Below are 19,339 nucleotides of genomic sequence, written 5' to 3' on the forward strand. Positions count from 1 at the left end.
TTGGGGCGTCGTAGGCTTATCTGCCCTACCATGAAAGAACTTCTGCGCAGCACCGATCCGACCGTCATCGCCTTTGCCTCGGCACTTCTGTCGGGCGAGGATATAGAGGTGTTCGTTATGGACGTCCATATGAGCGTGCTGGAAGGCTCCATCGGCGTATTGCCGCGCCGGATGATGGTGCGCGACGAGGATCTGATTGCCGCCGAGCGGGTGATCCGCGACAATGGCATCCCGACCGGGCGCGACTGAATGGGGTTCGCCGAGGCGGAACTGACCCATGATGCCTTTCTGGGCGGGCGCGTTTCCGCATGGCAGCCGCGCCACGGCTATCGCGCCGCAACCGATCCCGTGTTGCTGGCCGCAGTCGTCGAGGCCACGCCGGGGCAGTCGGTTCTGGAGCTTGGGTGCGGAGCCGGTGTGGCTTCGCTCTGCCTGTCTGCGCGCGTTCCCGGCCTGACCCTGACCGGCGTGGAACGGCAATCGGAATACGCCGACCTCGCCCGCCGCAACCTCGGCCCGAATGCGCGAATTGTGACTGCCGACCTGACCGACCTTCCCGCCAATCTGAAGCAGGACAGCTTTGATCATGTCATCGCCAACCCCCCCTATTATCCGGCGGGCGGTGGCACCTCTGCCCGAGATGCAGGACGCGAGGCGGCCCTGCGCGAAGAAACCCCACTCGAAATGTGGGTCGAGGTTGCGGCCCGCAGACTGGCCCCAAAGGGCTGGCTGACGATGATCCAGGCCGCTGACCGGTTGCCTGATATGCTGGCTTCCATGGCTCCGCGCCTTGGGTCCATCACCCTGCGCCCGCTGGCCGCCCGCGAAGGCCGTGCCGCCGGGCGGGTGTTGGTGAAAGCCCGCAAAGGGGGCCGCGCGCCCTTTACCCTGCTGCCGCCGCTGGTCCTGCATTCGGGGCCGGATCACCGGGAAGATGGCGACGATTTCACGCCCCTCGCCCGGTCCATCCTGCGCGACGCCGCCCCTCTGCCCTGGGTATGATCGGCGGGTGTCCGCAGGTTTCCGACAATTTCATGCAGGCTTTGCGTGACATGAATCGCGACCTGTGCTTGGCTTGTCATACGGACGTTACACATCAGAGAGGAGGACATCGAATGTCGGTAGGCGCTCATCTTCAGGAACTCAGGAAGAAACACGAGACCCTCTCGCGCAAAGTCGAAGAATACCAACGAAGCCCCGGCACAAGTGACATCGACATCCAGGAGCTGAAGAAGCAGAAGCTCCGCATCAAGGAAGAGATCGCGCGCCTCGACGCCTGATCCCATGACCAAAGCGGATGTGCGGCGTCAGCCCGGCACATCCGCGGCCCTAACCAGAACCCGGCCCTCCGAAAACCGGTCCATATCCTTTGCCTGATCCAGAACCCACGTCAGGAATGATTTGATCTGCGGTCTTTCCTCCGATCCTTTCGGACACAGGAACCGGAAATGAGAGTCCGTGGTCAAGGCAATTGGAAACGGCGCAACCAGCCGTCCCTCTCGCAAATCACGCTCTGAAAGACAGATCCGCCCAAGCACGACACCCGCCCCGGTGGCGGCGGCGCCAATGGCGTGATCCGGATGGCTGAACCGAAGCCCACGTTTCGCCGGCACCCCCAATCCCGCGGCGCGAAACCAGACCGACCAATTCGCGTCGGACGACAGGTCCGTAACATCATCCATGTGAAGCAAGGTCGCGTTCACCAGGTCTTCGGGTGTGCGTATGCGCTTGGCCATTTCAGGTGACATCATCGGAGTCACCCAATCCTGCAGGATCGGCGTGGAGTACAGCCCCTCATCCCTGCCCTTTCCGAACCGTATGGCGACATCTACCTCATCGCGATTGAAGTCCATCAGCTTGAGGGAGGCGGTGAAGCGCAGCTCGATATCCGGATGCGCCTCGGCAAACTGGAACATGCGCGGCGCCAGCCACTTGGCTGTAAATGCTGGCCCCGCCGTGATGGTGACGCTGGATTGATCGGTCAGCCGCTGCGTGGCCCGCCATGCGGCGCGAAGTGTTGCGAACCCTTCTGTCGCACCGGGGGCAAGGTGTCGGCCCGCTTCCGTGAGCTCTACCGCGCGGTTCAGGCGGTGAAACAGGGGGGCGCCCAGATGTTCCTCCAACGATTTGATCTGAAAACTGAGCGCGGCGGGGGTGACGTTCAATTCCTCCGCAGCCTTGGCGAAGCTCAGATGGCGGGCGGCGGCTTCGAAGGCGCGCAGGGCGGTCAGTGGGGGCAGGCGATCAGGCATTTCAGTTAAATATAACTTACCTGAATACCCGTAAAGTCTCGTTTGTTAGCGGAATTGATCAGTCATAGATTGAATTCAGTTAAAAAATTCTTCCAAGAGGACCCGCAAGATGTTCGAAGCAACCACACAAAGGGCCATCCGCGATGGCATCGACGCCGCCCACGAAGCACGCGGGGCTGCCTTCCGCGATCTCCTGTCGGCCCTCCTCGGGCGGTGGCATGAAAAAGGCCCCTGCCCCAAAGGGCAAGGGCCTGCTTTGCAAGGCTGCGGCGCTTAGACGAAGAACTGCGCGCCGTTGGCCGAAATGGTCGACCCGTTGATGAAGCCCGCATCGTCGGAGGCCAGGAAGACCACGCAGCGCGCGATTTCCTCGGGTTCCCCCAGACGGCCTGCCGGGATCTGCGGGATGATACGCTCGTTCAGCACCTTCTCCGGGATCGCGCGGACCATTTCGGTGCCGATATAGCCGGGGCAGATCGCGTTTGCGGTGATGCCCTTGGCGGCACCTTCCTGGGCCAGCGACTTGACGATACCCAGATCGCCCGCCTTGGTCGCGGCGTAGTTCACCTGACCGGCCTGACCCTTCTGACCGTTGATCGACGAAATCACGATGACCCGGCCAAAGCCACGGTCCCGCATGCCGGGCCACACCGGACGCACGGTGTTGAACACACCGGTGAGGTTGGTGGCGACGACCTTGTTCCACTGCTCGGGCGTCATCTTGTGGAAGAAGCCGTCCCAGGTGATGCCGGCATTGGCGACAACCACGTCGACGGGACCAAGATCGGCCTCGACCTGGGCGATGCCAGCGGCGGACGAATCGTAGTCGGCCACGTCCCATTTGTAGGTTTTGATGCCGGTTTCGGCGGTGAAGGCGGCGGCCTTTTCGTCATTGCCGGCATAGGTGGCGGCGACCTCGTAGCCTTCGGCCTTGAGCGCCTTGGAAATGGCTTCCCCGATGCCGCGGGTGCCGCCGGTGACGAGTGCAACTTTTGCCATGGTCTTCTCCAATCTGGTGTGTTCGGTTGGTAACTCTGTTATTCATTTGCTGTGGCTTGCGCAATATTGTTTCGCGGTTGTTTTGCCGCAGCTGCGAAGATCCCTGAAGAAGAAGGGCGCCTCTGCGGGCGCCCTTGTTATGTTTTCACTGGCCCCTGACGCTTAAGGACGCTCGACGCAGAGCGCCACGCCCATGCCGCCGCCGATGCACAGCGTCGCGAGGCCCTTCTTGGCATTGCGGCGCTGCATCTCGAAGAGCAGCGTGTTCAGGACGCGCGCACCGGAGGCGCCGATCGGGTGACCGATGGCAATGGCGCCGCCGTTCACGTTCACGATGGCCGGATCCCAGCCCATGTCCTTGTTCACGGCACAGGCCTGCGCGGCGAAAGCTTCGTTGGCTTCCACAAGATCGAGGTCCTCGACCTTCCATCCTGCCTTGTCGAGCGCCTTGCGGGACGCGTAGATCGGGCCGACGCCCATGATCCGCGGGTCAAGCCCGGCGGTGGCGTAGGACGCGATCCGCGCCAGCGGTTCGATCCCGCGCTTCTCGGCCTCGTCCGCCGACATCAACAGGGCACCGGCCGCGCCGTCATTGAGACCCGAGGCGTTGGCGGCAGTGACGGACCCGTCCTTGGTGAAGGCCGGGCGCAGCTTCTGCATGGCCTCCATGGTGGCGCCGTGGCGGATATACTCGTCGCTGTCCACGATGATGTCGCCCTTGCGGGTCTTGATGGTCACCGGGGTAATCTCGTCGGCGAATTTACCCGCTTTCTGGGCAGCTTCGGCCTTGTTCTGACTTCCGACAGCGAACTCATCCTGCATGTCGCGGCTGATCTGCCACTGTTCGGCAACGTTTTCCGCCGTCTGGCCCATGTGATAGCCGTTGAATGCGTCCCAAAGCCCGTCGCGGATCATGGTGTCGATATATTTCATATCGCCCATTTTCTGACCCTGCCGCAGCGCAGCGCAATGGGGCGAGAGAGACATGTTTTCCTGACCGCCAGCGGCCACGATCGAGGCGTCGCCCAGCATGATGTGCTGCGCGGCCAGCGCCACGGCGCGCAGGCCGGACCCGCAGACCTGATTGATGCCCCAGGCCGCGCTTTCCTGTGGGAAGCCCGCATTGATATGAGCCTGACGGGCGGGGTTCTGGCCCTGACCTGCAGTCAGAACCTGGCCGAGGATGGTTTCCGAGACCTCGGATTTGTCCACGCCCGCACGCTCGACCAGAGCGTTGAGAACAACGGTGCCAAGGTCATGGGCAGGGGTGTTGGCGTAGGAGCCGAGGAAGCTGCCGACGGCAGTGCGGGCGGCGGAGGCGATGACAACATTGGTCATGTCAGATCCCTTTTCGATTTCTTCGAGTCATCCGGACGGGCGGGCCCGACTCGGCGCGACGGAAAGGTTGCGGTTACGCAGGGTCATAGTGTCCCTTTGTATACGTCACAACTGACACGGTGTCTCATGCTGCAGTGCAGATCAATCGGTGATTGTGCTGACGGAAGGTCAGGTGCCGGTGGCGGCCTGGTCCGCCAGCCAGGGCGGGGTCAGGCTCGGTGCCCCGAAGAAATACCCCTGAAGACAGTCGATTCCCGATTGGGCGAGCCATCCGGCTTCGGCACCGTTTTCCACGGTTTCCGCCACGGTGAACATGTCGAAATGCGTGGCGATGGAAATCAGAGCCTCCATCAAAACCTGATTGTTGGGATCGGTATGGACGTTTCGCACGAACTGCCCGTCGATCTTGACGATATCGAAATAGAATTCCCGCAGATATCGAAAGGCGGTGTAGCCCGCACCGAAATCGTCCAGCGCGAAGGCAATGCCCTTGTCCTGCAGCTCCGACATGAAAGTGGTCACCAGTTCCGGCATCTGCATGGCAGAGCTTTCCGTGATCTCCAGGATAAGGCGTTCCGCGATCTTGGGATCGGAGGACAACCCGCGATTGAGGATCTGTTTCCACTTCGGATACCCGATCGACCTCGCCGACATGTTGATCGACAGGCGCAACGCGGGTGTCTGCCGTAACGCGCGAAGCCCGGCCCGCAGCGCCGCACAGTCGATCTCCCGCCCCAGTTCCTGGGTTTCAACCGCGCCCATGAATTCCTTGGCGGGGATAACCCGGCCGGTTTCGTCGAGAATGCGAATCAACCCTTCATAGAAGGCCACGGTTTGCGGGTTCGCGGCCTGCACGACCGGCTGATAGGCCAAGACGGCATCGCCCCGGTCCAGCGCCTCGCGTACCATGGTCATGGTGTTACGATCCCGGCTTTGCACCGCGAAGTCCAATGGGCTTTCCTGACCCGCATCGACCAGCTTCCTACGCTTGCGCCCCCGCATGGCAGTCTCCTTCAACAGACCGCGCCACCATGCAGCTGCAACAGTTAAGCCATGGTGAATTTTCTCATTTTGTTCTAATTTGGGGAAAAGCCGACTCATCGCATTTTCCCCATGGAGGACAAGAGGATGGCAGATACGCGCTGCACCTGGCCCGGAACCGACCCTCTATACGTTGCCTATCATGATGAGGAATGGGGCGTGCCGGAATGGGACAGTCGCGCGCTGTTCGAGAAACTGATTCTCGACGGGTTTCAGGCCGGGCTGGCCTGGATCACCATCCTGAGAAAGCGAGAGAATTTTCGGGCGGCCTTTGCAGGGTTCGACCCGGATGTGATTGCGGAATGGGGAGAGCCAGAGGTTGAACGGCTGTTGCAGGACACGGGCATCATCCGCCATCGCGGCAAGATCGAGGCCACCATCGGGAACGCGCGGGCGTGGCAGCGGATCGAAGCCGAGCAGGGGTTTTCGGACTATCTCTGGAGCTATGTGGGCGGCTCGCCCATTCAGAACCGCTGGACGGCGATGACCCAGGTCCCGGCCTCGACCCCGACTTCGGAGCGGTTGTCAAAAGACCTGAAGAAAGCCGGATTCAAGTTTTGCGGGCCGACCATCGTCTATGCCTTCATGCAGGCGGTCGGGATGGTGAATGACCACATGGTGACCTGCCCGTGCCATGCGCGTGTGGCGAATCTGGCGCGCAAAGCGCACATGTAGAGCAACGACGGCGCTTCCAAGCGCCGTACCAAGCGCCTTCGAATGCCCTTCCCCGCGCCCCGATCAGCCGTTTTCGCCAGACATCAAGGCCGTGAGCAGCGCAATCGCCTCGTCACTGGCCCAATCCGCATCCCCGCGCAGGCGCCCGATCTCCTGGCCCTCGGGGTTCAGCACCACCGTGATCGGCAGGCCAAGCACCCCCATCTGGCGCGACATGGTCTGGCGCGGGTCGAGATAGACGGGCAAGTCTGTCACACCCTCTTCCTCGAAGAACCGGGTGATCGCCGGGATCGGATTTCGGCCCGATGCGATGGTCACAACAGCAAACCTGTCGCCCCCCAACTGCTGCTGCAGCGCATTCAGCGACGGCATCTCCTCCCGACACGGCGCACACCAGGTGGCCCAGAAGTTCAGCACCACAAAGCGACCTTCGAAGACCGCCAGCGTCATTTCGGTGCCTTCCACATCCGTAAAGCTGACCTCGGGCACCTCCTGCGGCTCGTCATGCAGCACCATCGCGCGCATATCTCCGGCCAGAAGATCCTCCGCCCCGTCGGCTGCAACGGCATTTGCACCCAGGCACAAGGCCATGTAGAGCGGGGCAAGTCGGACAAGACGGAACATTCACTTTCCTCCGGGGTTATACGGATCCATGTCGAACAAGAGCTCGAACGCAATGTGGGGCGGCCGCTTTGCCGCTGGACCGGACGCGATCATGGAGGCGATCAACGCCTCGATCGGGTTCGACAAGCGATTGGCAAAGCAGGACATCGACGGGTCTCGCGCTCATGCGGCCATGCTGGCGGCTCAGGGTATCCTCACTGATAGTGATGCGGAAGCCATCCGGGAAGGGCTGCTCACGGTCTTGTCAGAGATCGAGGGCGGCACGTTCCAGTTTTCCACAGCATTGGAAGACATCCACATGAACGTGGAATCGCGCCTGAAAGAAATCGTCGGCGAACCCGCAGGCCGCCTGCACACCGCGCGCAGCCGGAATGACCAGGTGGCGACCGACTTCAAACTCTGGGTCCGCGACCAGATGGATGCGGCGATCTCGGGCCTTACCGCCCTGATGCAGGCGCTGATCGGTCAGGCAGAGGCCGGGACCGATTGGGTCATGCCGGGTTTCACCCACCTGCAGACTGCGCAGCCCGTCACCTGGGGCCATCACATGCTTGCCTATGTGGAGATGTTCGCACGCGACCGGTCCCGGTTCGAAGACGCCCGCAAGCGGATGAACGAATGCCCCCTGGGTGCGGCTGCTCTGGCAGGCACGTCCTTTCCCATCGACCGGGAAGCAACGGCGGCGGCGCTCGGATTCGACAGGCCTGCCGCAAACTCGCTCGACGCCGTATCCGATCGGGATTTCGCACTTGAGTATCTGTCGACCGCCACGATCTGCGCCATGCACCTCTCCCGGTTTGCCGAGGAGTTGGTGATCTGGTCTTCCGCTCAGTTCCGCTTCGTGACGCTAAGCGACCGGTTTTCCACCGGGTCCTCGATCATGCCACAGAAGAAGAACCCCGACGCCGCCGAGCTGATCCGCGCCAAGATCGGGCGCATCCTGGGTGCCAACGTGGCGCTGCTGACCGTGATGAAGGGACTGCCGCTGGCCTATTCCAAGGACATGCAGGAAGACAAGGAACAGGTCTTCGACGCTGCTGACAACCTCGCCCTCGCGCTTGCCGCGATGGAGGGCATGGTGCGCGACATGACCGCCAACGTGGCCAACCTGGAAGCGGCGGCAGGCAGCGGGTTTTCAACCGCGACTGACCTTGCCGACTGGCTTGTCCGCGTGCTCGACATGCCTTTCCGCGATGCCCATCACGTCACCGGCGCGCTCGTGAAACTGGCCGAGGACAAGGGCTGCGACCTGCCGGACCTGAGCCTTGCCGACATGCAATCCGTCAATGGGCAGATCACCGCCGATGTGTTCGACGTTCTGGGCGTGCACAATTCCGTTGCCTCCAGAATGTCCTATGGTGGCACGGCGCCCGCTCAGGTGCGCGCGCAGATCGCCCGTTGGAAGGAAGCCCTCGCATGACCCGCCTGATCCCCGCCCTGATGATCACAGCTCTTCTGGCCGCCTGCGGCGTCGATGGCAGCCCCACCCACCCGGAACCGCGCCCGGAGCCCGGCATTTCAATCAGTGGGACGGTCGAGATCGGAGTAGCGGGGGGCAACTGACGCCGCCCGAATTTTCCCAGCCATTATTATCACCTTTGCCGTTGAACTGCGGGCTGAGGCCCCATATCGTCCAAGCCTTGAGACGCCTTATAACACAGGGACAGTAGCGTAGCTCCTATGGACAAGATTCCGATGACCCCCACGGGCTATTCAGCCCTCGACGCCGAACTCAAGACGCTCAAGACCGTCGAACGCCCGGCCATCATCGCCGCCATCGCAGAGGCGCGCGAGCACGGGGACCTGTCGGAAAACGCGGAATACCACTCGGCCCGCGAAAAGCAGTCCTTCATCGAGGGCCGCATCAAGGAACTGGAGGGGCTGATCAGCCTTGCGCAGGTCATCGACCCCAAGACCCTGTCTGGTGCGATCAAGTTCGGCGCGACCGTGGAACTGGTCGACGAAGACACCGAGCAGGAGAAAACCTTCCAGATCGTGGGCGAGGCCGAAGCGAATATCGAAAAAGGTCTGCTCAACATCAACTCCCCCCTCGCCCGTGCCTTGATCGGGAAAGAGGAAGGTGACAGTGTCGAGGTGAAGACGCCGGGCGGCAGCAAGGATTACGAGATCGTCAAGATCTCCTACATCTAGTATCATCGCGCTGCCTCTACGCGGAACTTGGTGGTTATGGCAGACGAAAAGCACCCGACCTCATTGGACCTGGGCATCTATTCACAGGAACGCGTGACCCCTCGGATCACGACCGTCGAGGTCATGGCTCTGGTGCTGTCAGCACTTTGGCTCGCGGGTGTGGCGTGGTTCTTCTATGGCACCGATCTCTCGGCCTTCGCGGGGCTTGGAGGTTCGCCCCTGGAAGTCACCATGCTGATGATGGCGATCTTCATGCCGATCGCGCTGATCTGGGTCGCGGCCTCTGCCGCCAAGACCGCCAAGATCATGCGAGAGGAAGCCGCCCGCCTGCAAAGCGCCATAGACGCCATGCGCGCCGCCTATGTGGCGCAGCAGCAGCGGCATGCGGTCGAGATCAAGCCCGCCCTTGTGGCCAAGCTGACCGAAATCGTCGAGGCGCAGCGCGGCACGGAACCCGCCCAGGCCACCTTCACCAGCCTGCGCAAACCGGCGGAGCCTGCCGAGGACCGCGCCGCCGTGGCTCACCCGGCGCCTCAGCCCGATATCCCCCAGCCAAGCCTCAGCTTCGGCACCCCGGCAGAGGCCCTGGCAGATCCGATCTCCATCGCCGATTTCATCAAGGCGCTGAATTTCCCGGAAAACGAGCATGACAAGGAGGGCTTCCGCACCCTGCGCCGGGCGCTTCAGGATCCTTCCACCAAGAAGCTGATCCGCGCCAGCCAGGACGCGCTGACCCTGCTCAGCCAGGACGGCATCTACATGGACGACCTGCGCCCCGACCGCGCCAAGCCGGAGCTGTGGCGGCGGTTTGCCAAGGGCGACCGGGGCAAGGCGGTGGCAGCGCTCGGTGGTATCCGCGACCGGTCTTCGCTGGCCCTGTCAGCGGGCCGGATGAAGCAAGACCCGGTCTTCCGCGACGCGGTCCACCACTTCCTGCGCCAGTTCGACCGGACGCTTGTGGATTTCGAACAGAACGCAACGGACGAGGAGATCGTCCAGATGTCCGAAACCCGCACCGCCCGCGCCTTCATGCTGCTCGGCCGGGTGACGGGGACGTTTGATTGATTTGGGGGTGTTGGGTGGTTCTGATAGCCAGATCATTACTGGTAGGGGGAACGGCAAAAACGGTGGTTTCCGCCAGTGACAGCAATGGTTGAGTTCTGTCCAAATCAGCGCGCCGCGTGACAAGTGCGCGGTAACTCAGCAAACTCGTCTGAAAATCCTAGGAGAGCTGGATGCCGCTTGAATTGTCCGACCCCGTAACGAGCCAGAGAAAGCTCCGAGAGATCATCCCGGAGTGGAAGGGCAATGCAAGCAAGAAAGACCTCGACCGCGTCAACGACGTGGCGCGGGAGTTCATTGCTCGATCGCCTTACGTAGTCATTTCCTCGGCTGGTGTGGAAGACCGTCACGACGTCTCCCCGAAAGGTGACGCGCCAGGTTTTGTGCATGTGTACGATGACAAGACTCTCCTCGTGCCTGACCGGCTCGGAAATCATCGCGTCGATACTTTTGAAAACCTCTTGATTGATGACCGGGTTGGGGTGTTGTTCCTCGTTCCCGGCCACAAGGAAACGCTACGGATCGCCGGGCGCGGACGCATTGCCGCTGACAAAGCCCTGCGCGAACGCTTCGAAATCAACGGGCGGCTGCCTGACCTCGTTCTGGTGGTCGATGTGGAACAGGTCTTCATGCACTGCTCGAAGTCGTTGGTTCGGTCGAAACTCTGGTCACCTGACACTTGGGAACATGCACAGGACGCACCCAGCTTGGCTCAGTGGGTCAAATCAACCGTCGACACAGAAGAATCCCTCGAACAAGTGCAGGTCAACCATGATCGAGATCGGGAAACACGACTGTACTGATCTGGGTATCAAAGGTTTGCCAAAAACCCCTTGCCAAAACCTTCGTGCCAAAAACGGTCGTTTTCGCCTGTGACAAAAACCTATGAGTTTTGGCCCATGAGCGCGTCGAGCATCGGGCAGTCGCGTCGACCTTTCGCACAGTTTGCAACCAGCTCGACCAAGGCACTTTCGAGTTGCCTGAGCTCGGCGAGCTTGGCCTGAACTTCGGTGAGGTGCTTCCTTCCAAGCTGCTCCACCGTCTCGCATGCGCCTGCCGGTTCATTCGCCAGACTGCGAAGCGCGACCGCGTCGTGGATCGAAAACCCGAGGTCACGGCATCGCTTGATGAATCGGAGTTCGGAAATCTCAGCATCTGAGTACGTCCGTCGACCTGATGCCGTCCGTCCGGCCTTGGAGATGATCCCTTCGCGTTCGTAGTAGCGGATCGTCTCAATCGAAACGCCGCTCAGTCGGGATGCCTCCCCAATCGCAACCATGTGATCATTCTCCACTTGCTCCTGTAGTTACTACAGGATGCATAAGCCAAGCATGGTTTCAAGAACTCAAGGCGCGCCGGTATCGCAGGAGATAGAAGCAGCAGAGCTGCTGTCATCCCGTCAGCCCACAAGAACCAGGTGGATTGCGGCTGGCGGGATCATGGGCGCGCTCGCGGCCTCAACGTGCTGTATCGTTCCTTTGATCCTGTTCAGCCTCGGCGTTTCGGGTGCATGGATCGGAAACCTGACGGCCTTGGAACCGTACAAACCGTTTTTCATCGTCGTGACGCTCGGATTTCTTGGCTACGGGTACTGGCTCGTCTACCGAAAGCCCAATGCCTGCGAAGACGGTGCCGTCTGCGCCAAACCCTTACCCAATCGCCTCGTGAAATCGGCGCTATGGGTATCCACCGTCTTGATACTTATCGCACTCTTCTGGAATTGGATCGCACCGGTCATTGCGCCGATCATGCTGGGACTATGAAAGGAACCGCCATGAGAAAATTCGCGTTTGCAGCAACCGTCACCCTTCTCGCGGCGTCGCATAGTGTCGCCGAAGAGCGGAGCGTAAATCTGTCGGTGCCGGGCATGTTCTGCGCAAGCTGCCCGTTCGTCGTGCAGGCCGCAATCGGCGAGGTGGACGGCGTGCTATCCGTGACAACCGACGTGGACGAGAGGACGGCTCTTGTACTCTATGACGACGCCCTTGCGACCGTCGAAGAGATCACGGCGGCATCTACAAATGCCGGATACGAGGCCACGGTGATCGTCGAAGATGCGGAACAAAACTGACGTGAGAAAGCTTACCGCACCTCCGCCTTCTGATTTTGACGGGACAGTCGCTATGGCAATACAAACGAACGAAGTGATCCTTCAATCAACGATCACGTGCCCGGAGTGTGGCCACTCTGCAGAAGAAACCATGCCGACTGATGCCTGCCAGTGGTTCTATGAGTGCACTTCTTGCGGAGCGGTGCTGAAACCGAAGCCCGGTGATTGCTGCGTTTATTGCTCCTACGGGACGGTCGCCTGTCCGCCCATTCAGGAAGGCAATTCCTGCTGCGGCTAATTGACAATAACCCCCTGACAGAACCTATACGCCAAAAACGGTCGTTTGTGGGCGCTAACAGTCGCTCAATCTAAGGGCGAGCGATTGCCGTTGCTTCGATGGAAAGAAGAAGCCCCATTGGCAAGTCGACGATTGGGGTCGAACGTGCTGGTGCGTCTGATGGGAAATACTCCGCGAACATGTCGTTTAGCGTGGCACGCTCTTCGGCATCGCCGAGCCAGGTAATGACTTTGACTACGTCGTCCATCGAAGCACCCGCGCACTCCAGACAAGTCTTGAGGTTCTCGAAAGCTTGCTTGGCTTGGCTGGCAAAGTCCATGCCAGCCTTTTCGCCTGTTTGTGGCACGATACCCGCTTGGCCGGACACAAACAAAAAGTCGCCTGCCCTGACCACGGTTGAATATGCGCCGTAGGGCGCTGGCATATCGGGATGGTCAACAATGCTCTTGTCCAAATCCGGTTCCTCCCAAAAGTAGATGTGCGCCCAGCCTAGCGCGTCCACCGTTGAACGATCAACGAACGCGTTGCCCGCAAAAAGATGCCTAGATGCGCCGGAACCCTCGTAGCACCAAGAGCCTCTTCCAATATTTCTACTGGTGAAAGACAGACGACAGGATAGTCCATCCCTCGTTTGAGCTCCTGATAATATATGTTTGCTTCCAAGCACGAATAACCGAAGTGTCTTCGCGTAGCATCTGCCAACGACAGGTGAGTCGCACTGCGCTCTTGCCCAAGCTTGCAACCTCGAACTCATCAAAAGAGAAGCTCCTCATGCCTTCATTCTGATAGATGCCGATGACATTAGAGAAAAACTCAAACGCTTCGGCTCTGGTCGCAAATGTCGCAACCTGACCATCGCCGCGGACTGTCAAGCATGGAGAATGGTAGAAGCCCGCTATACGCGTAGCGTCAAACGCCTCAAAAGCGGCTACATAGGCGTTGAGAAACGCTTTGGCAGTTTTTGAAGCTTCAGGCATTGGCGTGACCCACCCAGGTTTGAGTTCGAGGCTATTCGGCCTCTGGGCAAAAGTCACTCGTTTCCGGGGTTGGTTTCCGATCAGAAGTTTTCGTTAAACGCACAGCCTCCTAGCAATCTATGGCTGTGTACGGCTGTGACGTGAGTGTCAAAAACGGTCGTTTTTGGCACGACCTTCTGCCTTACCTGACATCAAGCTGTTGGCTGGGCCATAGCCCCCCGGCAAAACCAAAGTAGATTTGACAGGGTTCTGTCACCTCTGAGCATTCGCTCACCGCTCCACCTGTTCCTCCGCACGAGCCAAATCCTCCGGCGTGTTGATGTTGAAGAACGGGTCCACGGGGCCGGATGGGAACCGTGCCAGCACCGCACCCTGCTGTTCGGCCCACAGCCCCACTTTCCGCTCCCCTCGCTCCAATGCTGCCCGCAAGGCATCTCGCAATCCGACCGACCACAGGCCGAAGGTGGGGTGGCGCGTCTCTCTGCCCTCGACAGTGCTGCTAGCGAGCACAATGGGCGCGCCGCTTTCGGCGGCCAGCAGCAGGCGCGGGACGAGGTCTTCGGGCAGGAAGGGGGTGTCGGCGGCCACGGTGACGACATGATCGGCGCCCTGAGACGCCGCCCAGTCCATCCCCGCCAGCACGCCGGCTAGAGGGCCGGGGAAACCCGCGACCGGATCGGGCAACACGGGCAGGCCGATGTCAGAAAAGCGCGCGAGGTCCCCATTTGCGTTCAGCGCCAGCGCCGCAACCTGAGGCGCGGTCCGCTCGATCACGCGGGACAGCAAAGATCGTCCGCCAAGCCGCAAGCGGCCCTTGTCGCCGCCGCCCATGCGGGTCGCCTGCCCGCCTGCCAGGATCACGCCGACGGGTTGTTTCATGACCGCCCCACGGAAATCACGTGACGGAATAGGTCAGCATCACAGACCATCATTTGCTTCTTTGCCTCAGCCCCGGTAATGGCCATGTCAGGCTCTATCCTAAGGCGCTCTCATGGCAAGCTCCACCACTGCTTATTGGCGCGGCATCCGCGCGGCCCTGCCCTTCCTGCTGGTCGTGGCCCCGTTCGGCATGCTCTTCGGGGTCGTCGGGACCGAGGCCGGGCTGAACCTCGCGCAGGTCATGGGGTTTTCCGTGGTGATCATCGCAGGCGCCGCGCAATTCACCGCCGTGCAACTGATGCAGGAACAGGCGCCGACGCTGATCGTTCTGGCCTCGGCCCTGGCCGTGAACCTGCGGATGGCGATGTATGCCGCCAGCCTTGCCCCGCATCTGGGGCCTGCGCCGGGCTGGCAGCGTATCCTGATTGCCTATTTCAACGTCGATGGCACCTATGCGCTGTCCCATATGGAATACGAGGCCAAGCCCGCACTGACCCTGTCCGAGAAGGTGGGCTTCTACATGGGCACCGCCAGCGTGATCTGCCTGCCCTGGTATGTGGCCACCTGGATCGGCGCGGTTTTGGGGGCCTCCATCCCCGCCGGGCTGTCCATCGACTTTGCCGTGCCGGTGGCCTTCATGTCCTTCTTCGCCCCGGCGCTGCGCACCCTGCCCCATGTGGCCGCTGCCGTCACCGCGATCATCCTGGCGATCCTGCTGCAAGGAGTGCCCTACAGCTTGTGGATCCTACTGGCAGGCGCGGGCGGCATGATCGTGGGAGCTGAGCTGGAACGGAGGATGGCGAAATGACCGGCTGGAGCGACGCCACCATCTGGACGATCATCGTGGCGCTCGGCGTGGGCACTTTCACGATCCGCTTTTCCTTCCTTGGCCTACTGGGCGACCGGGAGTTGCCGGACTGGCTGCTGCGCCACCTGCGCTATACCGCCGTAGCGATCCTGCCTGCACTGGTCACGCCCATGGTGCTGTGGCCAAACGCGACCGGCGGCCAGACGGACCCTGCCCGCCTGACCGCCGCCATTCTTGCCCTCGCCGTGGGCTACTGGACCAAGAACGCCATCGCCACCATTGCCACCGGGCTTGCGGCGCTCTTTGTCCTACAGGCGCTTGGGGTTTAACCCTCGCGTGCCTTCAGCGAGTCGCGGATCTCGATCAGAATATCCAGCTCGCTCGGGCCGGGATCGGCCTCGGGCTCGGGGGCGGCTTCTTCTTCCTTGCGCTCGGCGGCTTCCTTGATCTTGTTGATCGAGCGGACCAGCATGAAGACCACGAAGGCGATGATCAGGAAATTGATGATGGCCATGATGAAGGCCCCATAGGCAAAGGTCGCGGCCCCGGCCTCTCGCGCGGCTTCCAAAGTGGCGTAGTCGCCGCCGCCCATGGTGTAGAACAGGTTGGAAAAGTCGATCCCGCCGGTGAACAGCCCGATGAAGGGCTGGATCAGGTCATCGACCAGCGACTTCACGATCGCGGTGAATGCCGCGCCGACGATGATCCCGACAGCCATGTCCATGACATTGCCGCGGGCAATGAAATCCTTGAACTCTTTCAGCATTGTCCTGCTTCCCTTTGTACAATTGCGGGCGCTCTGCCCGATGGTGGAAAATATTAGGCACAATCAACGGTTGTTTGTCTTGAAAAAACGAACAGACCCTACCGGACGAGCAGAATATACCATGGCCGATCTGTGCCGTTTCCCGATCACCGCCCGCTGGCCCGCCACCAACCCCGATGCGATCCAGCTTTACGCCTTTCCCACGCCCAATGGCGTCAAGGTCTCTATCGCGTTGGAGGAACTGGCCCTACCCTACGAGGCGCACAAGGTCACGCTGAAACCAGAGGACGTGAAGAGCCCTGAATTCCTGACGCTCAACCCCAATGGCAAGATCCCCGCGATCATCGACCCCGATGGCCCGGACGGACAGCCCGTTGGCGTGTTCGAAAGCGGGGCGATCCTGATCTATCTGGCGGAAAAGACGGGCAAGCTGATCGGAAACGGCACCCCGGAGCGGCTCGATATCCTGCAATGGCTGATGTTCCAGATGGGGGGTATCGGGCCGATGTTCGGGCAGCTTGGGTATTTCTATCGCGGGGACGGTAAGGCAATCGACGACAAGCGCCCCAAGGACCGCTACATCGCCGAAACCCGGCGGCTGTTGTCTGTTGTCGAACAGCGTCTGGACGGCCGCGAGTGGCTGTGTGGGGACTATTCCATTGCCGATATCGCCACCGGCCCCTGGCTGCGCATTCTGGATATGTATGGCGCGCGCGAGGCTGTCGGCTGGTGGGACTTTCCCAACTGCATCTCTTATCTGGACCGGTTCCTGGCCCGACCCGCCGTGCAGGTCGGGCTTGTGACACCGCCGCGCGACTGATCACGCCTTCCAGCGGTAATCGGTCAGGTGCGCGGGCGGCTCCACCCCCGGCAGGTTCCGCGGGTCGGCCAGCAGCGGCCCGACGCGTGTTTCCACCGGGATCACCCCGGCCCAGATCGGCAAGGCATAGTCCTCCTCGTCATCAATGGGCATGCCGGTGCGGATCTTGGCGCTACCTTCGGTGATCTCCATCCCCAGAACCGTTGTCGCCTTCAGCTCCTGCGCCGTGTTCGGCCTAAGCTGCGCTGCCCGCCCCGGCCAGAGCCCGTCGATGAAGGCCGACAGCCGCGCCTCCTTGTCCGCATCCGGTACCACGAAGGCCGTGCCGAACAGCATCACCGACCGCGTATTGGCGGAATGGTGCATGCCCGAGCGCGCCATCACGAACCCATCAAGGATCGAGACCGTCAGGCAGACCTCGGCCCCCTTGCTGGCCCGGATCGCCCGGCTGGCGCTGGAGCCGTGCCAATAGACATGGTTGCCCTCGCGCCACTGAAAGGTGGGCGTCACATAGGGCAATCCGTCGATCACGTAGCCGACGCTGCACATGGGCTGCGCGTCGAGAATGGCGTTGATGGTGTCCCGGTCGAAATGCCCGCGTTCGTGGGACCTGCGCAGGCGGGTGCGCGGGGTGATCTCCAGTGTCATGATGCGTCTTTCCTGAAAACAGACTTGTCAGGGGGGATGTGCCATGCAATTGGTCTGCACTGAATATCCAATTCTGATGAATAGATGCAGACCAATCTGGATGCCGCCCTGCTGGCCATCAGCCTTGACCGAACCACGACAGAGCCGCTGCATATCCAGCTGACCGAAGCCCTGCGCCGCCTGATCCTGTCAGGCCACGCCCCGCCCGGTGCGCGCCTGCCTGCCAGCCGCCAATTGGCAAAGGATCTGTCCGTGTCCCGCCAGACCGCACTGACTGCCCTCGATCAACTGGTGGCAGAGGGCTATCTGGAAACCCGCCAGGGGGCCGGATGCTTCGTGGCAAAAGACCTGCCGCATCTGGCACCCCCCGGTCCGACCCCGCTGCCCAGATCTGAACCCTCGCAGCCCTACCGGCCCTTTCACCCCGGCATCCCCGACATGACGCTGCTGCCCCACGCAACCTGGGCGCGCCATCTCGACCGGGCGTGGCGGCACCCGCATCCCGATCTGCTCTCCGCCCCCAACCCGCTTGGCTGGCCCGCCCTGCGCGCAGCCATCGCCGCCCACCTCAAGGCATGGCGCGGGATCGACTGTGATCCGGGGCAGGTGGTAATCACATCGGGCGCGACCGAAACCTTTGAACTGCTTTCCCGCAGCCTGATGACGCCCGGCGACCGGGTCCTGGTGGAACAACCCGGCTTCGCCCCAATGCGCGCCGCCCTATCGCGCGCTGGCCTGTCCCTGTTGCCGATGCCGGTCGATGAAGGCGGCGCCGTGCTGACAGAGACCACAGCGGCCCGCGCCGCCATCATCACCCCCTCACGTCACTATCCCCTGGGACACACAATGCCCCTGCCCCGCCGCCTTGCCTTTCTCACCTGGGCCACCCGGAACACCGCCTGGATCATCGAAGACGATTACGACAGCGAGTTTCGCTACACCGGCACCCCCCTGCCCGCGCTCATGTCGCTCGAGGCGGGGCAGACGATCTATGTGGGCAGCTTCTCCAAGCTGATCTCTCCGGCCCTGCGATTGGCCTATATGGTGTTGCCGCCGCCGCTGGTCGACCCCGTTCGAAGGGCGCTTGCGCAAACCGGCCCACGCGCCTCGCTGGTACCGCAACCGGCGCTGGCGGCGTTCATGGAAAGCGGCGCCTTCGCCACCCATCTGCGCCGGATGCGCCGTATCTATGCAGACCGGCAGCAGGTGCTGCTTTCGGCCCTGTCCCGGCACCTGCCCGACGATTTGCGCGCGGATCCGGACCCGTCCGGCATGCACCTCGTCTGCCGCCTCGGGCCCGCTCTATCAGGCATCGGCGACACCGAGATTGCCCGGCGCGCTATGAATGCTGGCCTGACCCTCCGCGCGCTCTCCGCCTATTGGCCGGAGGGCGATGGCCCGCAGGGGCTGGTTCTGGGATATGCAGGCTTTTCAACAGACCAGCTGGAAGACGCCGTTCAGCGCCTCGCCCGCGTGCTTCAGGACGGCAAGGCGCCGGTCAGCACGTAGCGCAATATTTCGACCACTTGGCGCGGCTCGGACGTCACCGCCAGCGCCGCCGCATGCACCTCTTTAAGCGCATGCTGATGCTCGGGCATCGACAACACGATCACCGATTTGCCAAGCGCCGCCGCATAGCCCGCGTCAAATGCCGCGTTCCACTGCTTGTATTTCTCGCCAAAGCGCACGACGACCACATCCGCCTGTTCGATCCCGCTCCGGGTCCGGATGGCGTTCAGCTTAGCGCCCTTGTGGTCATGCCAGAACTTGTCGTCCTCCGCGCCCATGATCGCCACACCGCAATCGTCGCTGGCCTCATGGTCTGTGACCGGCGCGGAAAACACCACGTCGAGCCCCTCTGCCCCTTCAACGATCTGCTCGCGCCAATCGGTGTGGATCTCTCCTGACAGATAAACTTTCAGCATTGCGATCTCCCTTTCATCTTGGCCCA

27 protein-coding genes are annotated in these 19,339 nt (G+C 61.7%); 16 read left to right on the forward strand and 11 right to left on the reverse strand.

Going from position 1 to position 19,339, the window contains the following annotated elements; all coding sequences use genetic code 11:
* The first annotated feature begins 30 nt into the window (after positions 1-30).
* The 3 genes from ACOOEX_RS17605 (at position 31) to ACOOEX_RS17615 (ending at position 1,280) form a co-directional block, all read left to right on the forward strand.
* On the forward strand, positions 31-249 hold the full coding sequence (locus tag ACOOEX_RS17605; RefSeq protein ID WP_306045884.1) for a DUF2007 domain-containing protein: 219 nt from the start codon (positions 31-33) through the stop codon (positions 247-249).
* Positions 250-1,002: a tRNA1(Val) (adenine(37)-N6)-methyltransferase gene (locus ACOOEX_RS17610; RefSeq protein WP_420396044.1), complete on the forward strand. Its 753-nt coding sequence runs from the start codon at positions 250-252 to the stop codon at positions 1,000-1,002.
* 113 nt (positions 1,003-1,115) lie between these two features.
* Positions 1,116-1,280 (forward strand): YdcH family protein, encoded by a 165-nt coding sequence (locus tag ACOOEX_RS17615; protein ID WP_071689364.1) that lies wholly within the window; start codon positions 1,116-1,118, stop codon positions 1,278-1,280.
* Between the two features lie 27 nt (positions 1,281-1,307).
* Here ACOOEX_RS17615 and ACOOEX_RS17620 read toward each other — a convergent pair whose 3' ends face one another.
* The 4 genes from ACOOEX_RS17620 to ACOOEX_RS17635 form a co-directional block, all read right to left on the reverse strand.
* The gene (locus tag ACOOEX_RS17620) at positions 1,308-2,252 is read right to left on the reverse strand and encodes a transcriptional regulator GcvA (RefSeq protein WP_420396045.1); all 945 of its coding nucleotides are present in this window, start codon (positions 2,250-2,252) and stop codon (positions 1,308-1,310) included.
* A gap of 273 nt (positions 2,253-2,525) precedes the next feature.
* Entirely contained in the window at positions 2,526-3,251 is a 726-nt protein-coding gene (gene phbB, locus ACOOEX_RS17625; protein WP_420396046.1) for an acetoacetyl-CoA reductase, read from the reverse strand.
* 162 nt (positions 3,252-3,413) lie between these two features.
* On the reverse strand, positions 3,414-4,589 hold the full coding sequence (locus tag ACOOEX_RS17630; RefSeq protein ID WP_420396047.1) for an acetyl-CoA C-acetyltransferase: 1,176 nt from the start codon (positions 4,587-4,589) through the stop codon (positions 3,414-3,416).
* A gap of 168 nt (positions 4,590-4,757) precedes the next feature.
* Entirely contained in the window at positions 4,758-5,591 is an 834-nt protein-coding gene (locus ACOOEX_RS17635) for an EAL domain-containing protein (protein ID WP_420396048.1), read from the reverse strand.
* Positions 5,592-5,717: 126 nt separating this feature from the next.
* Between ACOOEX_RS17635 and ACOOEX_RS17640 the strand changes: the two genes are divergently transcribed.
* Entirely contained in the window at positions 5,718-6,305 is a 588-nt protein-coding gene (locus ACOOEX_RS17640; protein ID WP_420396049.1) for a DNA-3-methyladenine glycosylase I, read from the forward strand.
* 63 nt (positions 6,306-6,368) lie between these two features.
* On the opposite strand, the gene ACOOEX_RS17645 is transcribed toward ACOOEX_RS17640, so the two are convergent.
* Positions 6,369-6,929, reverse strand: a complete 561-nt coding sequence (locus ACOOEX_RS17645) for a TlpA family protein disulfide reductase (protein WP_420396050.1) — start codon at positions 6,927-6,929, stop codon at positions 6,369-6,371.
* A gap of 28 nt (positions 6,930-6,957) precedes the next feature.
* Here ACOOEX_RS17645 and argH point away from each other — a divergent pair, with 28 nt between their 5' ends.
* The 5 genes from argH to ACOOEX_RS17670 all read left to right on the forward strand — a co-directional run bounded on the left by argH (position 6,958) and on the right by ACOOEX_RS17670 (position 10,945).
* Positions 6,958-8,349, forward strand: coding sequence for an argininosuccinate lyase (argH, locus tag ACOOEX_RS17650; protein WP_420396051.1), 1,392 nt, complete (start codon positions 6,958-6,960; stop codon positions 8,347-8,349).
* Positions 8,346-8,492 (forward strand): argininosuccinate lyase, encoded by a 147-nt coding sequence (locus ACOOEX_RS17655; protein ID WP_420396052.1) that lies wholly within the window; start codon positions 8,346-8,348, stop codon positions 8,490-8,492. The genes argH and ACOOEX_RS17655 overlap by 4 nt, the downstream gene beginning before the upstream one ends.
* 117 nt (positions 8,493-8,609) lie before the next feature.
* Complete coding sequence (gene greA, locus ACOOEX_RS17660) at positions 8,610-9,080, forward strand: transcription elongation factor GreA (RefSeq protein ID WP_071689373.1); 471 nt, start codon at positions 8,610-8,612, stop codon at positions 9,078-9,080.
* A gap of 36 nt (positions 9,081-9,116) precedes the next feature.
* Complete coding sequence (locus ACOOEX_RS17665; protein ID WP_420396053.1) at positions 9,117-10,145, forward strand: hypothetical protein; 1,029 nt, start codon at positions 9,117-9,119, stop codon at positions 10,143-10,145.
* A 170-nt stretch (positions 10,146-10,315) separates the two neighbouring features.
* Positions 10,316-10,945, forward strand: coding sequence for an MSMEG_1061 family FMN-dependent PPOX-type flavoprotein (locus ACOOEX_RS17670; RefSeq protein ID WP_420396054.1), 630 nt, complete (start codon positions 10,316-10,318; stop codon positions 10,943-10,945).
* Between the two features lie 80 nt (positions 10,946-11,025).
* On the opposite strand, the gene ACOOEX_RS17675 is transcribed toward ACOOEX_RS17670, so the two are convergent.
* Entirely contained in the window at positions 11,026-11,421 is a 396-nt protein-coding gene (locus tag ACOOEX_RS17675) for a MerR family transcriptional regulator (protein ID WP_420396055.1), read from the reverse strand.
* A gap of 52 nt (positions 11,422-11,473) precedes the next feature.
* On the opposite strand from ACOOEX_RS17675, the gene ACOOEX_RS17680 reads away from it, so the two are divergent.
* Genes ACOOEX_RS17680 through ACOOEX_RS17690 form a run of 3 tightly spaced genes read left to right on the forward strand, consistent with a single transcriptional unit; the run spans position 11,474 to position 12,490 of the window.
* Complete coding sequence (locus ACOOEX_RS17680; protein ID WP_420396056.1) at positions 11,474-11,905, forward strand: mercuric transporter MerT family protein; 432 nt, start codon at positions 11,474-11,476, stop codon at positions 11,903-11,905.
* 11 nt (positions 11,906-11,916) lie between these two features.
* Positions 11,917-12,213: a cation transporter gene (locus ACOOEX_RS17685; RefSeq protein ID WP_420396057.1), complete on the forward strand. Its 297-nt coding sequence runs from the start codon at positions 11,917-11,919 to the stop codon at positions 12,211-12,213.
* Between the two features lie 52 nt (positions 12,214-12,265).
* Positions 12,266-12,490 (forward strand): GDCCVxC domain-containing (seleno)protein, encoded by a 225-nt coding sequence (locus ACOOEX_RS17690; RefSeq protein WP_420396058.1) that lies wholly within the window; start codon positions 12,266-12,268, stop codon positions 12,488-12,490.
* Between the two features lie 70 nt (positions 12,491-12,560).
* On the opposite strand, the gene ACOOEX_RS17695 is transcribed toward ACOOEX_RS17690, so the two are convergent.
* On the reverse strand, positions 12,561-12,944 hold the full coding sequence (locus tag ACOOEX_RS17695; protein ID WP_420396059.1) for a RidA family protein: 384 nt from the start codon (positions 12,942-12,944) through the stop codon (positions 12,561-12,563).
* Positions 12,945-13,737: 793 nt separating this feature from the next.
* Positions 13,738-14,346: a molybdenum cofactor guanylyltransferase MobA gene (mobA, locus tag ACOOEX_RS17700; RefSeq protein WP_420396060.1), complete on the reverse strand. Its 609-nt coding sequence runs from the start codon at positions 14,344-14,346 to the stop codon at positions 13,738-13,740.
* A gap of 112 nt (positions 14,347-14,458) precedes the next feature.
* On the opposite strand from mobA, the gene ACOOEX_RS17705 reads away from it, so the two are divergent.
* Complete coding sequence (locus ACOOEX_RS17705; RefSeq protein WP_420396061.1) at positions 14,459-15,154, forward strand: AzlC family ABC transporter permease; 696 nt, start codon at positions 14,459-14,461, stop codon at positions 15,152-15,154.
* Positions 15,151-15,483: an AzlD domain-containing protein gene (locus ACOOEX_RS17710; RefSeq protein ID WP_420396062.1), complete on the forward strand. Its 333-nt coding sequence runs from the start codon at positions 15,151-15,153 to the stop codon at positions 15,481-15,483. Before ACOOEX_RS17705 ends, ACOOEX_RS17710 begins: the two co-directional genes overlap by 4 nt.
* Here the strand turns inward: ACOOEX_RS17710 and mscL are convergent.
* On the reverse strand, positions 15,480-15,920 hold the full coding sequence (gene mscL, locus ACOOEX_RS17715; RefSeq protein WP_420396063.1) for a large conductance mechanosensitive channel protein MscL: 441 nt from the start codon (positions 15,918-15,920) through the stop codon (positions 15,480-15,482). The genes ACOOEX_RS17710 and mscL overlap by 4 nt on opposite strands.
* Positions 15,921-16,041: 121 nt before the next feature.
* On the opposite strand from mscL, the gene ACOOEX_RS17720 reads away from it, so the two are divergent.
* Positions 16,042-16,740 carry a glutathione S-transferase family protein gene (locus ACOOEX_RS17720; protein ID WP_420396064.1) on the forward strand — a complete coding sequence of 233 codons (699 nt, stop codon included), beginning with the start codon at positions 16,042-16,044 and terminating at the stop codon, positions 16,738-16,740.
* On the opposite strand, the gene ACOOEX_RS17725 is transcribed toward ACOOEX_RS17720, so the two are convergent.
* Positions 16,741-17,388, reverse strand: a complete 648-nt coding sequence (locus tag ACOOEX_RS17725; protein WP_420396065.1) for a pyridoxamine 5'-phosphate oxidase family protein — start codon at positions 17,386-17,388, stop codon at positions 16,741-16,743.
* 84 nt (positions 17,389-17,472) lie between these two features.
* Here ACOOEX_RS17725 and ACOOEX_RS17730 point away from each other — a divergent pair, with 84 nt between their 5' ends.
* The gene (locus tag ACOOEX_RS17730; RefSeq protein ID WP_420396066.1) at positions 17,473-18,897 is read left to right on the forward strand and encodes a PLP-dependent aminotransferase family protein; all 1,425 of its coding nucleotides are present in this window, start codon (positions 17,473-17,475) and stop codon (positions 18,895-18,897) included.
* Here the strand turns inward: ACOOEX_RS17730 and ACOOEX_RS17735 are convergent.
* Complete coding sequence (locus ACOOEX_RS17735; RefSeq protein ID WP_420396067.1) at positions 18,867-19,313, reverse strand: YtoQ family protein; 447 nt, start codon at positions 19,311-19,313, stop codon at positions 18,867-18,869. The genes ACOOEX_RS17730 and ACOOEX_RS17735 overlap by 31 nt on opposite strands.
* Positions 19,314-19,339: the final 26 nt, after the last annotated feature.

The sequence above is a fragment of the Nioella sp. genome (assembly GCF_965215655.1).
Lineage (GTDB): Bacteria > Pseudomonadota > Alphaproteobacteria > Rhodobacterales > Rhodobacteraceae > Nioella.